Below are 19,400 nucleotides of genomic sequence, written 5' to 3' on the forward strand. Positions count from 1 at the left end.
TGCCACCCCCGGAGCCGAGTGCGGAAGGCTGCCATGCGAAAGACCGGTCTCGTCGTCCTGACCCTCGCTCTGGGGGTGTTCGGGATCATCACCACGGAGATGGGCGTCGTCGGCGTCCTCCCCCGGATATCCGAGGAGTTGGGCATCGCACCGGCCACGGCCGGATGGCTGGTCGGCGTCTTCGCGCTCGTGGTCGCCGCCACCGGGCCGTTCACGACCCTGCTTGCCTCCCGCGTCCCCCGCAAGACGGTCCTGGTGACCGCGCTCGGCGTGTTCGCCGTCTCCAACGCCGTCTACGCGCTGACCGACCGGTTCGAGGTGATGTTCGCCTTCCGGATCGTCCCCGCGGTGTTCCACCCGGTGTTCTTCTCGGTCGCGCTCACCGCCGCCACCCGGCTCGTCCCGGCGCAGAAGGCCACCCGGGCCGCGACGACCGTCTTCGCCGGCGTCACGGTCGGCTTCGCCTTCGGTGTACCGCTCACCTCCTACCTCGCCGAGCACCTGGGCCTCGCCGCCGCGTTCTGGTTCGGGGCGGGCGTCAACCTGCTCGCCCTGCTCGGCGTCCTGGCCCTCTTCCCCTCGATGCCATCCGATCAACGCCTCTCCTACGGAGCCCAGTTGACCATCCTGCGGCGCCCCCGGCTCTGGCTGGCGGTGCTGGCCGTGGTGTCCGTGTTCGCGGCGATGTTCTCGGTCTACGGGTACTTCGCCGAGTACCTGGAGCAGGTCACCCGGCTGAGCGGCTCCCAGGTCGGCGCGGCGCTGATGGCCTTCGGGATCGTGATGGTCGCCGGGAACCTCCTGTTCGGCCGGATGCTGGAACGCGACCCGGTCCGCACGGTGACCGCCTTCCCCGTGCTCTACGTGATCGTCTACGCCGCCGTCTACGCCGTCGGGCCGTGGACCGTCCCGATGGCCCTCGGGGTGCTGTTCTGGGGGGCGGTGCACTCGGGCGGGCTCGTCGTCAGCCAGCACTGGCTGGCCCGGGACGCCCAGGACGCCCCCGAGTTCGGCAACAGCCTCTTCATCTCCTTCTCCAACCTCGGCATCACCCTCGGCAGCGCGGTGGGCGGGCTCGTGGTGTCCTCGCTCGGCACGCACCGGCTGCCCTGGGCCGGGGCGGCGTTCGCCCTCGTCGCGCTGGCCGCCGTCCTGCTCCGGCGTCGTCTCGGGCCCGGCACCCCGCCTCGCCGGCCGGGGGCGGCGACCGCCGCCGCCACCGGCCACCCCGAACCCGCCGCCCGCTGAGGGCGGCGGCGCCACCGGCGGCCCGGGCGCAGCACCGGGCCGCCGGTGGCCGCGCGGTGGGGCCGCGAAGGGTCGCCTCCACCTGGGAGGCAATCCTTTGCGGCCTCCTGCGCAGACTCCTGCTCGGCCTCCCGCTCGGCCTCCTGCTCGGACGAGGTCGACGGCCGTCTACGCTCGGGGGACACCGACCAGGGAGAGGGCGAACACGAGTGGGCAGCTGGGAGAGCGCGCTGGACGCGGCCGGGATCGACCACCCCGGACTGCGCGACGACTACAGCCGACAGCGCCGACAGGTGACGCAGTACAAGCGGGAGGCCGTGCTGGCCGCACAACTCCTCCTGCCGGCACGGCTGCTGCCGCACGTGATCGCGGCCACCGCGTACATGCACCGCACCGACAGCCTGCTCGACAGCGGCCCGCTCGACGAGCGGAAGGCGGCGTACACGCGCTGGGAGCAGGAGGTCGCCGACGGTCTCGGTACCGGCGGGACCGACAACCCCGAGCTGCGCCCGCTGCTGAACACCGTCGCCGCGTACCCGGCCCTGCGCGACCGGGCGCTGGAGCACCTGGCCGGAGCCGCCGCCGACCTCGACTTCGCCGGGTTCGCCACCGAGGCGGACTACCAGCACTACGTGGACGCCTACTCGCTGCCCGCGTTCATGGTCGTCGCCACCCTGCTCGGCCCGGACGGCGACCAGACGCTCTACCGGGCCGCCTGTCGCACCTTCATCGACGCCAGCCAGCGGCTGGACTTCGTCAGCGACCTCGCCGAGGACCTGGCCGACGGCCGTCTGACCATCCCCGAGCAGACCCTCGGCCGGCACGGAGTCACCCGCGCCGACCTGGAACAGGCTCGCGACCTCCCGGCCGTCCGGGCGCTGATCCTCGATCAACTCGACGAGGTCGACCGCACCCTCGCCGAGGGCCGCGCCGTGGTCGGCCTCGTCCCACCCGCCCACCGGCCGATGGTCCGCTGCATGATCGGTCTGGACGAGGCGACCAGTGCCGCCGCGCGCGCCGACACCCCCGCGCTGCTGCGCCGCTCGGCCGGCCCGGGAAAACTCGCCGCCCTTCGCCTGCTCGGCCGCGAGTACCTCCGCGCGCTCCGCGTGAGTCGCTGAGCGTCACGCCCGGGCACCCGATGCGGCTCGCGCGGCACGCGGGAGGCAGCCTCGGCCCGGGCCGAGGCCGCTACCTGAACAGGCGGTCGCCGCTGACGGCCATCCGATGGGTGGAGCCGTGCCGGGCCGCCCAGTCCCGGACGAGGTTGACGGCGTTGGCGCACTGCCAGCTCCTGTCGTACTCGCGCACCCCGGTGAAGCTGCCGTAACCGGCGATGATGCCGTCGACCTGCGCGTCGCCCAGCAGTTTGTCCACGTACCACGGGTCGTTGTAGGTGGTCGTCCACGACAGGGTGGCCGCGAGCTGCCCTGCGGCACGGTCGGCGGCGCCCTTCTTCAGCTCCGCGCAGGTGTTGTAGGTGGCCTCGGTGCAGTTGCCGAACCCGTTGGCGATGTTGCTGTCGCCGTAGTCCATCGCCCGACGGCCGGCCGGGATGGCGGAACCGGACCGGCTGTAGGCGCTTCGGACCTGGTCGCGAGTCCCGGTCGTCGTGATGCCCTCCAGGCTCTTCCAGCCCCTGCCGCCGACGTCCGGGGTGCTGCCGCCGTGGTACTCGTAGAAGCCGTAGAGCACCTGGATGCCGGCGGCCGTCAACCGCTGCGCCTTGTCGCGCAGTCCGGCGACGCTGCAGCCCCGGTTCGGCTCCTCTCCGCAGTAGTTCGGGTCCTTGATGTCCAGCCAGACCAGCGCGAGTCGGCGGCCCGCCTGGGCGTTGGAGACGATGCGGTCGATCATGCTGTCGAAGCTGGGGCCCAGCCGGGAGTCACCGGCCGAGGAACAGTCGTGATAGGCGCGCCATTCGTTCGGATTCCACCAGGCGCAGACGTCGATCTCGATGCCGTTGGCGCCGTGGTCGAGCGCGGCGTCCACACCGTCCAGGGTGTCGACGCGGTGCGCGATGGCGTAGATCGGGTGACGCTGGTCAGCTGCCGCGGCCGAGGGCGTACCGAGCGCGGTGACGCCGATGATCCCGCACAGTGCCGCCATCAGCGCCGCTAAGCTCCGCGAGGCGGCACCGCGCCTGAGGTGGGTGGTCAAGGAAGAGCGCTCCTTCCGGTCGGCGTCCCCGAGGGCTGAGGGTGGCCCCCTAGGTGGATGGTTGGTCCGACCAACCGTCCGTCGACATACGATAGATGGGCACGAACCACGGGTACAGACGGCCTCGGCCGGGCCACCGGCGACCCGCCCACGCTGCGCCGGTGACGGTGGGTTCGCGCACAGCGGCCGTACCGGGTACGCCGGGGGCACCAGCGTGCCGGGCGTACAGCGGGCGGGCCCCGGGGGGAGGGGGGAGCCGGCGACCGCCGTCTTCAGGTCGGTGGTCCGATGCCCTGGCGGCTCACCCCGGCGGGGTGGAGTCCGCCCGGCAGGATCGGACGCACGGGGGTGTCGGGCGACCCCCGGGTCAGAGCGTGCACCCGGCGGTGTTGTCGGCGGGCCCGGGCACGGTGTGGCTGGGCGGCGGGGTGACGCCCTTCTGGGTCCAGGCGTCCAGGTCGTCGAAGGCCGCCGTGAAGCAGGACTGCATCGGCCGGACCACGTCCTTGGCGAGGTCGTAGAAGCCGTCGGTGTGGGTGCCCTTCTCGATCCGGTAGTACTTGTGCAGGTCACCGCGGCCGGCGCCGGTGACCATCCGGTCGTAGACGTCCCCGGTCCGGGTGATCGGCAGCAGGACGTCGAAGGTGCCCTGGAGGGTGATCAGGGGCCGGGATATACGGCCCGTCAGCGAGACCCGCTTGACCGCGTCGTGGACGGCCGCGGGCCGGGAGGCGTAGTCGTAGTCCGTGTCGCAGCCGGCACCCGTCCCTTCGTGGCAGAACGGCGTCCCGCCCTGGGTGGCGCCGTCGTACCCCGGGTCGAGCTCCTCGCGGATGGTGCGCTGCAAGGAGTCCCACAGGCCGTAGTAGTGCGACTTCCACAGGTCCTCGGAGCCCTCCGGGTACCCCTCGGCGTGCATGGCCTCGGCCGCGCCGGGCTCGCCGTTGGCGAAGCGGGGGTAGGCGCGAAGGGCGGGGGGCAGGTTGGTCAGCAGGTTGGGTGCGTCCGGGGTGAGCAGCAGGCCGTTCCAGTCGATGCCGCCCGTGTACAGCTGCGGGAAGTGTTCGAGCTGCCAGCGCACCAGGTATCCGGCCGCGGAGAGCCCGGCCGCGTACGTCCGGGTCGGCGCCTTTCCGTAGTGCTTGGCGGCCACCTGCTTGGCGGCGACGGTCAGTTGGGCGACCCTCATGTGCCACTCCATGATCGCGTCGCCCGGCTGGGCACCGTCCTTGTACAGCTCGGGGCCGGTGTTGCCCTTGTCGGTGGCCGCGTAGGCGAAGCCCCTCGCCAGCACCTGGTCGCTGATGATCTGGTCGTTGGCGTACTGCCGCCGGGTGCCGGGCGGGCCGGCGACGACCAGGCCGCCGTTCCAGTGCTCGGGCAGCCGGATCACGAACTGGCTGTCGTGGTTCCAGCCGTGGTGGGTGTTGGTGGCGGAGGTGTCCGGGAAGTAGCCGTCGAGCTGGATGCCCGGGATGTGCGAGGGGTTGACGGTGTGCTTCGCCTGGAGCTGTGCGTAGTCCTCCTCGCTGGTGAGGTCGAGCGGGAGGCCGGCCGTGGTCAGGTCGGCCAGGCAGTGGGTGATCAGGCGCTCCGCGCCGGGGACGCGCAGCCGCTGGCCCTCGCACGCCGGGCCGGCGGCACTCGCGCCGGCGGCGGGGAGGAGACCGACCGTCAACAGGGCCGGCACCAGGGCCACCAGTGATCGCCAACGTCGTGACATGGGGTGAACGCTCCTTGGACTGAGCAGTGGGTGATCGGAACAGGACGAACGTAGGCCGCGCCTCCGGGCGCCCGGGAGTGCCGAACGGCCAGTCCTGCGGCACCCCCTGACACCCCCGCCGCGGCCCCCCTGCCGATCGACACATGACCTTTGGCCAGACCTTGAACGAGACCCTCGACGGACGGCCGATCCTGCGTATCGTTCCTGGTGAACAGCCGGTTGCCGCCGCACGATCACGGCGGCCGGCCACCCGGGAGAGCCGAAGGAGGCTTGGTTGATGCAGGGTCGGCAGGGCCTCGTCAGGGGCACGCAATTCGGGGACGGCGACCGTCCCGGCAGGGACCAGTGGAGAGGACGGCGGACGGCCTCGCCACCGGCCGCCGTACCGTGGATCCCGCCCGTGCTGTACACGGCGGTCCTGGCCGGCGGCGGCTACCACGCCGCCGTGTCGGACCGCCCGGTGCACTGGGCACAGACGGCCGGTTTCGCAGCGGGGCTGGCGCTGCTCCTCCTGCTCGAACTGGTCGAGCGCCGCCGCTTCGCCCGGGGCACCCCGGCGGGCCCGGCGGCCTCCCTGCTCGCCGCCCGGGTCGTGTTGTTCTCGGCGGTCGCCGTGCTGGACGGCTCGGGCCTTTCGCGGGCCCTGTTCGTGCTGGTGCCGTTCACGGCCTGTCTGGCCTTCGGCCGGCGGGCCGGACTCCTCGCCGGAGCGGGCTGTGTCGCGCTGCTGGTCGGCGGCTACGCGGTGTGGGTGCCCCGGTGGTGGGTGCAGGCCGCGTACGTGTCCGACCTGCTGATGTTCGCGCTGGCGCTGGCTCTGGCGTTGGCGATGGCCACCGTCGCCGTGCGGGAGCAGCACGGCCGGACTCGCCTCGAAGGCATCCTCGCCGAGCTGGAGCAGTCCCACGAGCAGCTGTCCGACTACGCGTTGCGGGTGGCCGAGCTGTCCACGGCGGGCGAGCGCAACCGGGTCGCCCGGGAGATCCACGACAGCCTCGGCCACCACCTCACCGCCATCGCGATCCAGTTGGAGAAGGCCGAGGCGTTCCGCGAACGCGACCCGTCGGCCTCCGCCAAGGCGGTGTCCGACGCGCGCTGGTCCGCCGGGCGTGCGCTCGCCGAGGTCCGCGAGTCGGTGAGCGCCCTGCGCGGCGCCCGTCCGTTCTCGCTCACCCGCGCGCTCGCCGACCTGGTCCGCCACCTGGAGGACGACCGGCTGACCGTGACCCTCGACATCTCCGGGGACGAGAGCGGCTACGACGCCGCCTCGCTCACCGCCCTCTACCGCGCCGCCCAGGAGGCGCTCACCAACGCCCACCGCCATGGGCGGGCCACCCGCATCGAGGTCACGGCGGCGTACGGCGTGTCCGCGGCCCGACTGGTCGTCACCGACAACGGACGGGGGTTCGACACCACCCCGGCCGCCCGCCCGAGCGGCACCGGCTTCGGGATCCGCGGTATGCGGGAGCGGGTCGAACTCCTCGGCGGGCGCGTCGACATCGAGGACCGCCCGGCCTCGCGTCCGGCCACCGGAGCCGTCGTCACCGTGACGGTCCCGCGCAGCCCGGCGCTCGCGGGGAGCGCCCGATGACCGCACCGACGAGCGCCTCCACGAGCGCACCCACGAACGCAGCGACAGAAGCACCGACAGACGGCGCCGGCACCGCGGCGCCCGTGCGCGTCCTGGTCGTCGACGACCAGGAACTGGTCCGGGAGGGGATCGCCTCCCTGCTGGGCATCCAGCCGGGCGTCACCGTCGTGGGAACGGCCTCCGACGGGTGCCAGGCGGTCGATGCCGCTGTCACCCACCGGCCGGACGTGGCCCTGGTGGACGTCCGGATGCCCGGCATGGACGGCATCGAGACCACGGCGGCGCTCGCCACCCGGGTGCCGTCCTGCCGGGTCGTCATGCTGACCACCTTCGACGACCAGGACTACGTCGCCCGGGCGCTCCGGGCCGGGGCCGTCGGCTATCTGCTCAAGAACCTCCCCTCGGCCGAACTCGCCCGCTCCATATGCCTCGTGCACGCCGGCGTCGCCCAGCTCGACGCCTCGGTGATGACCCGCCTCGCCGCCGCGCTGGCGAACCCCGACCCGGCCGACCCAGGCCCGACGGCCCCCGGGTCGAACGCCCCCGGCCCGCACTCCCCCGCCCCGAACTCCCCCGGCCCGACGGCGCCGGGCGGACCGGATCACCGCCCGCCCGGGCCGGCCGACGCCCTGACCGGACGCGAGATGGACGTGCTGCGGCTGATCGCGGACGGCTCGACCAACCGGGAGATCGCATCCCGGCTCCACCTCAGCGAGGGCACCGTCAAGAACCACATCTCCCGCATCCTCGGCCGCCTCAACCTGCGTGACCGCGTGCAGGCCGCGCTGTACGCCCGCGACCACGGGCTGCTCTGAACCGGGCCGCCGCCCCGGAGAACCTCCCCGACCGCGAAGCCACGAAACGGCGAAGCGACAAAGCAGCGAAGCAGCCGGGCAGCCATGCGACCTGCGACCTGCGACCTGCGAAGAGAGGAGCCGACCGCCATCCGCGTTACCCCTTGACAGTGTGCGTAATACTGTAACGCGCATCACCCGGGCGTCGTCGGAGGGCAGCGCCTCACGGGCCCGGCGGGTCCCTCTCCCAGCAGCTCGGAGCACCACATGCACCCCTTCCTCGACCAGCCGGGGCCGCTGGCCTTCGCGCACCGGGGCGGCGACCTCGGCCACCCCGAGAACTCGCTCGCCGCCTTCGAGGCCGCCGTGGCCCTCGGGTACCGCTACCTGGAGACGGATGTGCACGCCACCAGCGACGGCGTGCTGGTGGCCTTCCACGACTCCCGGCTCGACCGGGTCACCGACCGCACCGGGGCGGTGGCCGAGCTGCCCTGGGGCACCGTCAGCCAGGCCCGGATCGGTGGAACCGAGCCGGTACCGCTGCTGGAGGACCTGCTCGGCGCCTTTCCCGGGGCCCGCTTCAACATCGACGTCAAGGCCGCCCCGGCCATCGGGCCGCTGATCGAGGCGGTCCGCCGGACGAACGCCTGGGACCGGGTCTGCGTCGGCGGTTTCTCCGACAGCCGCCTCGCGGCCGTCCGCGCCGCCGCCGGCCCTCGGTTGGCCACCTCGCTCGGCCCGCGCGAGGTGGCCCGGCTTCGGCTGCGCTCGCTGGCCGGGCCGCTGCTGCGGGGCCGCGGGGCGCCGTTCGCCGGGGTGTGCGCACAGGTGCCGCAGACCCACCGGGGCCTGCGGGTCGTCGACCGGGCCTTCGTCCGCACCGCCCACCGGCTCGGCCTGCAGGTGCACGTCTGGACTGTGGACGATCCCACACGGATCAGGGCTCTCCTCGACCTCGGTGTGGATGGCATCATGGCCGATCGCATCGACGTCCTGCGGGACGTCCTCGGCGAGCGCGGCTGCTGGACCGACGGCAGCACCGGCTCCCCCACGGTGACAGGAGCCCCATGACCACCACGGCCCACCTGCCGGACCACCCGGCGACCGCCACCGACGGCCACGCCCTGCGCCGGATGCAGTTCGGCTGGTACATCAACGACTGGGCCAACGCCGCCTTCTCGGCGACCGTCCTGACGGTGTTCCTCGGCCCGTACCTGACCTCGGTGGCCAAGAACGCCGCCGACGCGGCCGGCGACGTGCACCCGCTCGGCCTCACGATCCGCGCGGGGTCGTTCTTCCCGTACACGGTCTCCTTCTCCGTGCTGCTCTCGGTCGCGGTGATGCTGCTGACCGGCACGGTCGCCGACCGCACCGGGCGGCACAAGGAGCTGATGTGCGGCTTCGCCTACGTCGGCGCGATCGCCACGATGGGGATGTTCCTCCTCGGCGGCGACCGCTACCTGCTCGGCGGCGCGCTGCTGGTGGTCGCCAACATCGCGTACGCGGTGTCCGTCGCGCTGTCCTACGCCTACCTGCCGGCCCTGGCCGCCCCCGACGAGCGCGACGCGGTCTCCTCCAAGGGCTGGGCGTACGGGTACGCGGGCGGCGGCCTGCTGCTGATAGCCAACCTGGCGCTGTTCGAGGGCCACGACGCGCTCGGTCTGTCCTCCGGCACCGCCGTCCGCATCTGCCTGGCCTCGGCCGGCCTGTGGTGGGCGCTGTTCACCATCGTCCCGATGCTGCGGCTGCCGTCCCGGGCCGGGGCCGCCCCGGAGCGGGCGGCGACCGGTGACGGACCGGCCGCCACCGGCAGCCTGCGCGAACTCGCCCGCACCCTGCGCGGCATGCGCCAGTACCCGCTCACGCTGCTCTACCTGGGCGCCTTCCTCTGCTACAACGACGGCATCCAGACCGTCGTCTCCCAGGCCTCGCTCTACGGCAGCGAGGAGCTCGGCATGGACCAGACCTCGCTGGTCATCGCCGTGCTGCTGGTCCAGATCGTCGCGATCGGCGGCGCACTGCTCCTCGGCCGGATCGCCCGCCGCCACGGCGCCAAGCGGACCGTCCTCGGCTCCCTGGTCGGCTGGGTGCTCACGCTGGCCCTCGGGTACCTGATGCCGGCCCACCAGCCCGTCTGGTTCTTCGCCCTGGCCTGCATGATCGGCCTGGTGCTCGGGGGCAGCCAGGCGCTCTCCCGCTCGCTGTTCTCCCACCTCATCCCGGCCGGCCGGGAGGCCGAGTACTTCAGCGTCTACAAGGTCAGCGACCGCGGCACCAGCTGGATGGGCCCGCTGGTCTTCGGCCTCGCCTACCAGATCACCGGCAGCTACCGCTCGGCGATCATCTCCCTGCTGGTGTTCTTCGTGATCGGCTTCGCCGTGCTGCTGAAGGTCCCCGTCCGCCGGGCCATCGAGGCCGTCGGCAACCCCGTCCCCGAACGGCTGTAACGGCCCGGCCTCCGGTCTCCCCGGCCAAGCCCGTCGCCCCGGCCCCGGCCAAGCCCCTCGGTCTGGCCAAACCCCTCGGTCTGGCCAAACCCCTCGGCCTGGCCCCGGCCCCGACGGCCCCGACCCCGACGGCCCCGGCCCCGACGGCCCCGGCCCCCGGGTGAGCCCGCCTCAGCCCGCCCCGCCCGCGCGCAGGAGGCCCGAGGCCCGGGCGGCCAGGCCGTCGGCGTCACAGCCGGTGGCCAGCTCCAGTCCCCGGGCCAGGGCGGCCCGGGCGGCCGGAGCGGTGCCCAGCGCCTCCCCCAGGTCGACCAGGGCGAGCGCGTGCTCGTAGCGGGCGGGTGACCGCTCCAGGTGCCGGACGGCCTCCGCGAGCAACTCGGCGGCGCGCGGCCGGTCGTGCACCGCCGCGCCGAGCCGCAGGGCGACGCCGACCGCCGAGTCCGTCCCGGACTCCCGGGCCCGGCGAACGGCCTCCCCGGCCAGGGCGCGGGCCCGGTCCGGCTGGTCGGGGGCGACCGCGCGCGCCAGGTGCCCGAGCCACGGCGCCCACACCGTGTTGCGCCACCCGCGCGCGTCCAGAGCCGCCCCGGCGGCGGTCAGCGTCGCGGCCGCGCCGGACGCGTCGCCCCGGGCCAGCAGGAGGCGGCCGTACAGCGTGGGCGCGTCGGGCAGCACCATCACCGTCGGGTACGGCGGGCCGAAGGCGTGCGTCTGCGCGAGCTCCATGGCCTCGTCGACCCGGCCGCGCGCCGCCAGGGTCTCGGCCAGGGCCCCGACCGCGTCCCAGTGCAGCGGGACCCCGGGGCCTATCCGCTCGGCGATCCGCAGGGCCCGGCGCAGGTAGTCCTCCGCCTCCACCAGGGCGCCGCAGCGGAACCGGAGCATGCCGGTCAGCAGGTAGGCGAACCCGAGGTGGCCGCCGCTCCACCCGGCGACCTCGTACGCGCGCACCGCCTCGGTGAACAGCTGCTCCGCCCGGTCGACCCGGTCGGCGTAGAGGTAGCTGATGCCGAGGATCCCGGGCAGCTCGAAACCCCAGGTGGTGTTGGTCCAGCCGAGGCTGCGGGGCAGTCGGCCGCCCGGCAGCGCCGACTCGGCCAGCGCGATCGCCTCCTCGCGGTCCGCGCCGCGCAGCGTCAGATCCCAGCAGCGCAGCACGGCCACCGCATGGTTCAGGCCGTCGCGCTCGAACAGCACCTCGTCCGGAGTCGGCCCGCCACCCGTGCCGGAACCGGCATCAGCACCGGCATCAGAACCGGCACCGCCGCCGGCACCGGTGTCGGCATCCGTGTCCGTGTCCGTGTCACCACCAGCTCCGGAGTCCGTGAAGGCCAGCCCGACCGTCCGGAGCATCCGGTCGAACTCCGCGAGCCGCCGGGAGCGACCCGGTCCGTCCGCGTCCTCGGACTGGAACGCGGCGAACATGAAGTGGGCGACCTCCAGGCGCAGGCGGCCCGGGCCCGGCATGGTGCGTGCGGCCTCCTCGGCGCACACCGCGGCGGCCTCCCCGAGCCGGTTGCTGTGGGCGAGGGCCTGGGCGAGCCGGAAGGTCGCGTCCACCCTGAGCTCGGGGCCCAGCCCGTACGGGTCGGCGAGCGCCAGCCGCAGCTGGTTGACCGTGGTCGCCGGGTCGGTGAGCAGCGCCGAGCAGCCGAGTTCGTAGAGCACCGCGGCCCGGTCCCGGTCGGCGGGCGGTTCGCTGATGGCGCGGCGCAGGCAACGCTGGGCCGCCTCGGGCGCACCGATCGCCAGGTGCTCGCGGGCGGCCCGGCGCAGCTTGCCGACGATCGCGCGGTCCCCGTCGGGCAGGGTCTCCAGCAGGTGCCGGGAGGCCGTCAGCAGGCCGAGGCCTGCGTTCTCGGTCTCGACGGCGGCGACCCCGTGCATCCCGGTCCGGGTGGCCGCCGGCATCGACTGGTAGACCGAGGTGGCGATCAGCGGGTGGAGGAACTCCAGCCGGCCCCCGGGCGTGCCGGTCAGCACACCGTGCCGGCGCAGCTCCCGGATCGACTGGGCGGCGCTCTCCGGGCCCTGGGCGCAGATGACGGCGGCGAGGTCCGGGCGGATGTCGGTGCCCAGCATGGACGCGGCCCAGGCGAATCGCAGCGCCGTCGGGCCGAGCTTCTCCAGCCAGTGCCGTGGTGTCATCCCCCGTGCACCGGCGGCGAGTTCGCGAAGCTGTCCGGTGCTCTCCTCGACCGGGTCGAGCCGCTGGTCGAGCACCTCGCGCAGCAGGGCGGTGGTCTCGTAGGGGTTGCCGGCGGTGACCGCCCAGACGTGGCGGCAGAAGGCGTCCTCCGCCTGCGCCCCCAGGGCGGCCCGGACCAGGTGCGCGACCGAGGCCGGTTGGAGCGGGCGCAGTTCGTGCCGCCGGTCGGCCCGGCCGAGGAGTCCGCGCTGCAGCGTCAGGGCGTCGTCGGGGAACTCGTCGCGGCAGGCGAGCACCAGCAGGGCCGGCAACTCCGGTGCGCGCAGCGCGAACCCCGCCAGCCAGCCGAGCGACTCCGGATCGGCCCAGTGCAGGTCGTCGACGATCACGGCGACCGGCGAGCTCCGCTGTACGAGGCGGGTGAGCACGAAGTCCAGTCCGTCCCGCACGCCCTGCGGGTCGAGCTGTCCTCCGGGCGGCAGCAGCCCCACCGCCGGGCCGACGATGTCCTCCCAGGGCCCGAACACCTGCGCCCGTTCCTCGTCGGACAGGGCTGCCAGCACCGGCTGGAGCAGTCGGCGCACCACGCGGAACGGCTCGTGGCGCTGCCGCTCCCCGCCCCGGGCGAACAGCACCGTGCAGCCCGCGCGTTGTGCCTCCCGCCGCACCTCGGTCAGTACCGCGGTCTTGCCCAGCCCGGCCGCGCCGGTGTACACCAGCAGTTCCCCGGTTCCGGCGCCGGCGGGCCTGGTGAGCGCCCCGACCGCACGCGAGGCCGACCGGATCTCGGCCTCGCGCTCGTGCAGCGGAAAGCCGTCCTCGCCGACCGCGCCGCCACCTCCGGACCCGGACCCGGCCTCCCTTTCGACCACTGCCACCCCCCGATTCGCCGTTCCACGGCCGTCGTTGCCGATGCCGAGGCTACTGCCGAACGGGCGGCTCCGCTGCGGGCTTGACAATCTGCCCGGCCGGCGGGCGGATTGACGCGAACGGCGGGGGTTCGAGGACGAACCCTACGGCCGGCCGGTGAGCAGGTCGGCGACGAGCGCGATGCCCTCGGCGATCGCCCGGATCCCCACGTTGCCGAAGCCCAGGATGAGTTGGGCGGGATCGGCGGCCTGGGAGGCCCGGCAGACGCTCATGCCGTACAGGCCGACGGATCGCGCCCGGGCCGCCGCGAGGACGTGCAGCTCGTCCGCGCCGGCGGGCAGTCCGGCGACGGCGTGGAAGCCGGCCGCCAGACCGGTGACCGGCACCTCGGGGGCGTGTTCGGCCAGCGCGGCCAGCAGGGCGCCGCGGCGGGCCGCGTACCCGGTGCGCATCCGGCGCAGGTGGCGGTCGAAGTGCCCCGACTCGATCAGTTCGGCCAGGGCGAGTTGGTCGAGCGTGGGTGTGCCGCGGTCGCTGCGCTGCTTGCGGTCGGCGATCGGCCCGACCAGGGCGGGCGGGCAGAGCATCCAGCCGATCCGCAGGGCGGGCGCGAGGGACTTGCTGACGGTTCCGCAGGAGACGACCCGGTCGGGGGCCAACCCCTGGAGCGCGCCGACGGGTTCGCGGTCGTACCGGAACTCGGCGTCGTAGTCGTCCTCGATGATGATCGCGTCGCGCTCCCTGGCCCACGCGGCCAGGGCGAGTCGGCGCTCCGGGCTGAGGAGGACGCCGGTCGGCCACTGGTGCGCGGGGGTGACGACGACGGCGCGGGCGTCCGTCGAGGCCAGCGCCCGGACGTCGATGCCGTGTTCGTCGACCGGTACGGGGGTCGCGCGCAGGCCTGCCGCCGCCGCGGCCGCGCCGATCGTGGCCGGTGAGCCCGGGTCCTCGAAGGCCACCGTCCGGACGCCGTCGTCGGCCAGCACGCGCAGGGCGAGGCCGAGGCCCTGGGCGTAGCCGTTGCAGACGACGATGTGTTCCGGGTCCGCCGCGGCGGCGCGCACCCGGCGCAGGTAGCCGGCCAGGACTTCACGCAGCACCGCACTGCCGCGCGGGTCGCCGTAGCCGAAGTCCGCGGTCGGCATGACGCGTGCCGCGGCCCGGGTGGCCCGCAGCCAGTCCTGCAGCGGGAAGGCCCCCAAGTCCGGTACGCCCCATTGGAAGTCGGCCACCAGGCCGGGGGCCGCCGGGCCCGGCCGGACGGCTCCGGGCGACGGCGCGGCGCAGGCCGCCACCCGGGTGGCGGAGCCGGGCCTGGTCACCAGGTAGCCCTCGGACTGGAGTTGGGCGTAGCACTCCTGCACGAGACCGCGCGAGAGACCGAGCGTGCGGGCGAGTTCGCGGGAGGAGGGCAGCCGTTCGCCGACCTGCAGGCGGCCGGCTCGTATCGCGGTGCGCAGCCCCTGCTCCACCTGGGCGCGCAGCGGGCGGCCGCTGGTCCGGTCGACGGCGAGTAGCAGCTCGGGCGGGGAACTGGACCACTCCAACGGCATGGAACTGGAGCTTACCGGCGATCCGGAGGGGCACTTAGCGTTCCTGCCGTGACCAAGACCAAGACCCTCGGCTCGACACATCCGCCGCTCGCGGCGCGCCCGCCGCTGCTGACCAGACCGCTCCTGCTGCGCTTCGTCTCCATCCTGGGCTCCTCGACCAGCCTGTACCTGCTGCTGCCGGTCGTCCCCGGCTATGCCACGGCCGGCAGCGGGAGCGGTGGGGCGGCCGGGCCGGCCACCGCCGCGCTGATGCTGGCGACGGTGGCGGGCGAGTTGGCGACACCCGGTCTGGTCGACCGTTACGGCTACCGGGTCGTGCTGACGGCCGGCCTGGTGCTGCTGGGCGCACCGGCGCTTGCGCTGCCGCTCTCCCACGACCTGTGGTGGATCGTCGTGGTCTGTCTGCTGCGCGGGCTGGGCTTCGGCTTCGCCCTGGTGGCGGGCGGCGCGCTGACGGCGTCGCTCATCCCCGCCGAACGGCGCGGCGAAGGGCTGGCGCTGGTCGGCGTCGTCAGCGGGGTGCCCTCGCTGGTGGCGCTGCCGCTGGGCGCGTGGCTCGCCTCGCACGTCGGCTACGGGGTGGTCTTCACGGCGGGGGCCGTGGCCTCGCTCGCCGCGATCCCGGCGGTGCCCGGCCTGCCCGACAAGATCCGCGCGTCGGGACGGCCGATCGGCATCCTGGAGGGGATGCGGACGGCGGCACTGCTGCGTCCCGCGGTGGTCTTCGCGGCCCCGGCGGTCGCCGCCGGGATCATCGTCACCTTCCTGCCGCTGGTCGTCCCCGCCTCGGCCACGGGTCTGCTCACCGCGGCACTGTTCGTCCAGCCCGCGACGGCCACGGCGGCCCGCTGGCTGGCCGGCCGGCTGGGGGACCGCCTGGGCCCGGGCCGCCTGGTGCTGCCCGGGCTGCTGCTGTCGGCCCTCGGCATGCTGCTGATGGTGCTGTTCCGCAGCCCGGTGGCCGTCGTCCTCGCCGTCGGCGTGTTCGGGATCGGCTTCGGCATCTCCCAGAACGCCACGCTGGCCCTGATGTACTCGCGGGTCCCCGCCGCCGGCTACGGCACCGTCAGTGCGCTGTGGAACATCGCGTACGACGCCGGCATGGGCGCCGGCGCCCTGGCCTTCGGCTGGCTCGCGGCGGGCACCGGCTACCCCTGGGCCTTCGCCCTGACCGGCGTCGCGATGCTGGCCGCCGTCGTCCCGGCCTGGTACGACCGGCGCGCGGGGGCCGGCGCACCCGGCCGCTGAGGTGACGGCCGCACCGCTCCGGCCGGCCGGTCCGGCGAGCCCCTACGAGCCGGCGGTGGCCGCCTCCAGGGTGGTCGCCATGATCGGGCTGGTGAAGGTGTTCGTCGCGTCACCCGTGGAGGGGTGGTAGGAGCCCCACTTGAGGTAGTTGCGGTCGCCGTCCCAGGTGGTGCCCTTGAAGGTGCCCGAGCCGGTGGTGAACTTCTGCTTCACGCCGTCGAACCAGAAGTCGATGGTGCCGTCGGTGCGGCCCAGGCGGATCTTCAGCGCGTAGGAGTGCCACTGGTTGTTGGTGGTCGGCGCGGTCCACAGCGTGTGCGCGACGTGGGCGGTGTCCCACTCCTGGAGGCGGATGCGCCCGGTCGTCGCGTCGATCTCGATCGGGTGGTTCGCCGTGTCGGTGCTCGGCGAGCACTTGAGCTGGAAGACGTAGCGGCTGTTCGCGTCCTTGATGTCGACCTTGGACGACCAGCCGAGGTAGAAGGTGTCGCCCTCCTTCAGGTCGGGGCCGACCGTCTCGCAGCGCTCCTCGCCCGCGGCCTGGAACGCCCGCCACACACTGCCCTTGGCGGAGTCCTTGACCACGCCGAAGCCGCCCGACGCGCACTGGACGGCGGCGAAGGAGGACGGGCCCTTGCTGGTGCTCGGGGTCCACAGGACCTTGCCCGGCACGGCGGCGGAGCTGCTGGCGGTGGCCGTGCCGCAGGAGATCGCGAGGGTGGTGAGGGCCACGAGGCCGACGGCGGTCCTGCGGTGCTCGGACAGAAAGGACATGCGTCTCCCTGAGTCGGTGGGCGGCCGGAACGGTCGGTGGGTGGCCGACCGGTCCGAGGGTGGCCGGAACGGACGCCGTCCGGGCCGATCGGCCCGGACGCACCAGGCGATTCGACCACCTGACGGCCCGTGGGGCCAAGCAGGCCGACCGGCAGAGGCCCTTTCGGGCAACTCCACCGGTCGGCCACGGGCACCGAATCAGGACCTCCGGGGCGCGCGGCCCCCAAGAAGCGGGCTCTGGCGCCCCGCTACCGGGTGCGCGCGTCGTACCACTCCAAGTCGACGTGCACGCGCTCGAAGCCGTGCGCGATCAACCGCTGCTCGTCATCGAGTGCAGTTCGCTCTCCCCGCGACGGCGACCGTCCTCCCCGCGCCCACAGGGAAGGCCCCCACCAGGGAAGACAGAGAGGGCCTAGGGTGTCCGGTGTCCCGGTGGACATGGCTGCGGTGGCGATTGCGACGACCGGTGTGGCGGGAACTCCCTGAGCCGCGCTGCTCACCCAGCGGGGCTACGTCAAGTTCACCCACCTGCTGGCCAACCTGGTCGTCTTCCACAACTCCCTGGACATCGCCGACATGGTGCGCGTGCCGGGGAACAGGGGCCGGGTGGAACTTCAGCGACCGGTTGCGGCGATCCTCGCCGAGTTACCGGGTGCGGCGCGTGATCAGGGCCTCCAGACCGTCGAGGATGCGCTCCAGGCCGAAGTCCAGCGCCTGGTCCCGGCCGTCCTTTGCGGCCAAGGCCGCGGCGAGCGCGGGGAAGCGGTCGGCGTGCTGGTGCACCAGGGGACCGAGGACGGCCAGGAGTTCCGCCTCGGGCGAGCCGTCCGGCCGGGCCGCGCGGGCGTGCTCCGCGACGCCCCGGACGTGCCCGGCCAGCAGCACCGCGGCGTCCATCCGCTCGGGGCCGGTCAACCCGTGGCCGTCCAGGGCCGCGACCACCCGCTCCAGCCAGCCGAGTTCCTTGGGGCCCACCACCCGCGGTCCGACGGTGGCGTCGAGCAGCCACGGGTGCTCGGTGAACGACCTCGCCAACTGCTTTGCCCAGGACGCGAGCTCCTCACGCCAGTCGAGCGCATCCACAGCCTGTGGCGGTTCGCCGACCGTGGCCTCCACCATGAGCGCGACCAGCTCCGCCTTGCCGGGCACGTAGCGGTAGAGCGACATCTTGGTGAAGTCGAGCAGCCCGGCCACCTTCTGCATCGAGACGGCGCCGAGGCCCTCGGTGTCCGCGATCTCGACGCCTGCCGCGGCGATCCGCGCCAGGCTCAGCCCGGGCTTCGGCCCCCGGGACGGCTTGGCGGGCGGTCCCCAGAGCAGCCGCACCGCCCCGTTCACTTCCTCGCTCAATTCCCGCTCCGTCCCGTGGTTCCGGCCGCCCCTTGCGAGGCGATCCAACTGCGTCTACCGTACACAGCAATAAACAGTGTCCGCAGGACGCAGTTATCGACAGTCCAGGATGGAGTGGTTCACGTGAGCACGAAGGTCCTGATCTCGGGCGCGAGCATCGCGGGCCCCGCACTGGCCTACTGGCTGGGGCGGTACGGCTTCGAGACCACCGTCGTCGAGCTGGCCCCCGCCCTACGCGACGGCGGCCAGGCGGTCGACTTCCGCGGCGAGACCCACCTGACCGTGCTGGAGCGGATGGGCGTTCTCGACGAGCTGCGCGCGCTCGGCACCGGCGGCAGCCCGATGACCTTCGTCGACCGGCGCGGCCGCCAGCTCCTCCACCTGCCGGCCGAGTTCGCCGGCGGGGACGTCGAGGTCCCACGCGGGGAGCTCGCCCAGGTGCTGCACCAGCGCACCCTCCCGCGCACCGAGTACCTCTTCGGCAACTCGATCACCGCCCTGGAGGAGACCCCCACCGGCGTCCGGGTGGACTTCCAACACGGCGCGCCACGCAAGTTCGACCTGGTGATCGGCGCCGACGGGCTGCATTCCAACACCCGTCGGCTCGCCTTCGGCCCGGAGGAGCGCTACGTCCGCCACCTCGGCTACTACGCGGCCACCTGGCAGCTGCCCAACTACCTTGGCCTGCCGCCCGGTTCGGTCGGTCTCAACGTCCCCGGCCGACTCGCCGCGGTCGGCGCCAACCACCGCGACCCGGCTCGGGCAGGTACCTTCTTCGTCTTCGCCTCGGCCGAACTCCGTTACGAACGCCACGACGTGGCGCAGCAGAAGGCGCTGATCCGGGACGCCTTCGCAGGGCTCGGCTGGGAGGTGCCCCGGCTGCTGGAGAGCCTGGAGCGAACCCCCGAGCTGTACTTCGACTCGATCAGCCGGGCCGACGTCCCCGCCTGGTCCGCCGGCCGGATCGCTCTGCTCGGCGACGCCGCCTGCGGAGCCACCATCGGCGGGATGGGCACCGGCACCGCCGTGGTGGCCGCCTACGTCCTGGCCGGCGAGCTGGCCCGGGCCCGCGGCGACCACCGCACCGCCTTCACGCGCTACGAGCACGCCCTGCGCGACTACGCCAAGGGCTGCCAGAAAGGCGGCGACCGCACCGGCCCGTTCCTGGCACCTGGTACCGCAACCGGGCTGCGGGTGCGCAACGGGTTGCTGAACCGGCGATGGATCCTCAGCAGGATGCTGGAGACGGGCAAGCAGATCAGCAGCGTCGACCTGCCCGACTACGCGGCCGAGCCGTCCAACGCGGCCGCGTCCAGTGTCGTGGCCGGACGGGTTGGCCCTCGGACAGCACGCCGCCGACGGTGACCACCCGGTCGCGGGGGGCTCCCAGGGCGACGGTGAAGCTGTACGCCATGGCTGCACAGGGCACTCCCGGTACTCGCCGACGAAGCCACCACCTCGGTCCGCGGCCGGGACGGGGAGCAGTACCC

14 protein-coding genes are annotated in these 19,400 nt (G+C 73.7%); 8 read left to right on the forward strand and 6 right to left on the reverse strand.

The genetic code is table 11. The features are described 5' to 3' along the window. Window positions 1-33 precede the first annotated feature (33 nt). The gene (locus ACGFZP_RS26635) at window positions 34-1,248 is read left to right on the forward strand and encodes an MFS transporter (protein ID WP_392937692.1); all 1,215 of its coding nucleotides are present in this window, start codon (window positions 34-36) and stop codon (window positions 1,246-1,248) included. A 209-nt stretch (window positions 1,249-1,457) separates the two neighbouring features. After that, a complete protein-coding gene (locus ACGFZP_RS26640; protein WP_392937694.1) occupies window positions 1,458-2,369 on the forward strand; it encodes a phytoene/squalene synthase family protein in 912 nt (303 codons plus the stop codon). A gap of 70 nt (window positions 2,370-2,439) precedes the next feature. Here ACGFZP_RS26640 and ACGFZP_RS26645 read toward each other — a convergent pair whose 3' ends face one another. Both ACGFZP_RS26645 and ACGFZP_RS26650 read right to left on the reverse strand, forming a co-directional pair. Next, complete coding sequence (locus ACGFZP_RS26645) at window positions 2,440-3,357, reverse strand: phospholipase (protein WP_392937697.1); 918 nt, start codon at window positions 3,355-3,357, stop codon at window positions 2,440-2,442. A gap of 418 nt (window positions 3,358-3,775) precedes the next feature. Further along, the gene (locus tag ACGFZP_RS26650; RefSeq protein ID WP_392937699.1) at window positions 3,776-5,131 is read right to left on the reverse strand and encodes a tannase/feruloyl esterase family alpha/beta hydrolase; all 1,356 of its coding nucleotides are present in this window, start codon (window positions 5,129-5,131) and stop codon (window positions 3,776-3,778) included. A 400-nt stretch (window positions 5,132-5,531) separates the two neighbouring features. On the opposite strand from ACGFZP_RS26650, the gene ACGFZP_RS26655 reads away from it, so the two are divergent. The 4 genes from ACGFZP_RS26655 to ACGFZP_RS26670 all read left to right on the forward strand — a co-directional run bounded on the left by ACGFZP_RS26655 (window position 5,532) and on the right by ACGFZP_RS26670 (window position 9,963). Continuing rightward, window positions 5,532-6,722, forward strand: a complete 1,191-nt coding sequence (locus ACGFZP_RS26655) for a sensor histidine kinase (RefSeq protein WP_392937700.1) — start codon at window positions 5,532-5,534, stop codon at window positions 6,720-6,722. An 83-nt stretch (window positions 6,723-6,805) separates the two neighbouring features. Further along, on the forward strand, window positions 6,806-7,537 hold the full coding sequence (locus ACGFZP_RS26660) for a response regulator (RefSeq protein ID WP_392937702.1): 732 nt from the start codon (window positions 6,806-6,808) through the stop codon (window positions 7,535-7,537). A gap of 246 nt (window positions 7,538-7,783) precedes the next feature. After that, complete coding sequence (locus ACGFZP_RS26665; RefSeq protein ID WP_392937705.1) at window positions 7,784-8,587, forward strand: glycerophosphodiester phosphodiesterase; 804 nt, start codon at window positions 7,784-7,786, stop codon at window positions 8,585-8,587. Next, the gene (locus ACGFZP_RS26670) at window positions 8,584-9,963 is read left to right on the forward strand and encodes an MFS transporter (RefSeq protein ID WP_392937708.1); all 1,380 of its coding nucleotides are present in this window, start codon (window positions 8,584-8,586) and stop codon (window positions 9,961-9,963) included. The genes ACGFZP_RS26665 and ACGFZP_RS26670 overlap by 4 nt, the downstream gene beginning before the upstream one ends. A 171-nt stretch (window positions 9,964-10,134) precedes the next feature. Here ACGFZP_RS26670 and ACGFZP_RS26675 read toward each other — a convergent pair whose 3' ends face one another. Both ACGFZP_RS26675 and ACGFZP_RS26680 read right to left on the reverse strand, forming a co-directional pair. After that, window positions 10,135-12,993 (reverse strand): ATP-binding protein, encoded by a 2,859-nt coding sequence (locus ACGFZP_RS26675; protein ID WP_392937711.1) that lies wholly within the window; start codon window positions 12,991-12,993, stop codon window positions 10,135-10,137. Between the two features lie 135 nt (window positions 12,994-13,128). Then, window positions 13,129-14,538, reverse strand: coding sequence for a PLP-dependent aminotransferase family protein (locus ACGFZP_RS26680; protein WP_392937714.1), 1,410 nt, complete (start codon window positions 14,536-14,538; stop codon window positions 13,129-13,131). A gap of 48 nt (window positions 14,539-14,586) precedes the next feature. On the opposite strand from ACGFZP_RS26680, the gene ACGFZP_RS26685 reads away from it, so the two are divergent. After that, window positions 14,587-15,786 carry an MFS transporter gene (locus ACGFZP_RS26685; protein WP_392937716.1) on the forward strand — a complete coding sequence of 400 codons (1,200 nt, stop codon included), beginning with the start codon at window positions 14,587-14,589 and terminating at the stop codon, window positions 15,784-15,786. A gap of 42 nt (window positions 15,787-15,828) precedes the next feature. Here the strand turns inward: ACGFZP_RS26685 and ACGFZP_RS26690 are convergent, their stop codons facing one another. Both ACGFZP_RS26690 and ACGFZP_RS26695 read right to left on the reverse strand, forming a co-directional pair. Beyond that, window positions 15,829-16,560 (reverse strand): heparin lyase I family protein, encoded by a 732-nt coding sequence (locus tag ACGFZP_RS26690; RefSeq protein WP_392937719.1) that lies wholly within the window; start codon window positions 16,558-16,560, stop codon window positions 15,829-15,831. Between the two features lie 645 nt (window positions 16,561-17,205). Beyond that, the gene (locus ACGFZP_RS26695; RefSeq protein ID WP_392937722.1) at window positions 17,206-17,910 is read right to left on the reverse strand and encodes a TetR/AcrR family transcriptional regulator C-terminal domain-containing protein; all 705 of its coding nucleotides are present in this window, start codon (window positions 17,908-17,910) and stop codon (window positions 17,206-17,208) included. Between the two features lie 123 nt (window positions 17,911-18,033). On the opposite strand from ACGFZP_RS26695, the gene ACGFZP_RS26700 reads away from it, so the two are divergent. Next, a complete protein-coding gene (locus ACGFZP_RS26700; protein WP_392937724.1) occupies window positions 18,034-19,275 on the forward strand; it encodes an FAD-dependent monooxygenase in 1,242 nt (413 codons plus the stop codon). Window positions 19,276-19,400 lie beyond the last annotated feature (125 nt).

The organism is Kitasatospora sp. NPDC048239 (genome assembly GCF_043202015.1).
Lineage (GTDB): Bacteria > Actinomycetota > Actinomycetes > Streptomycetales > Streptomycetaceae > Kitasatospora.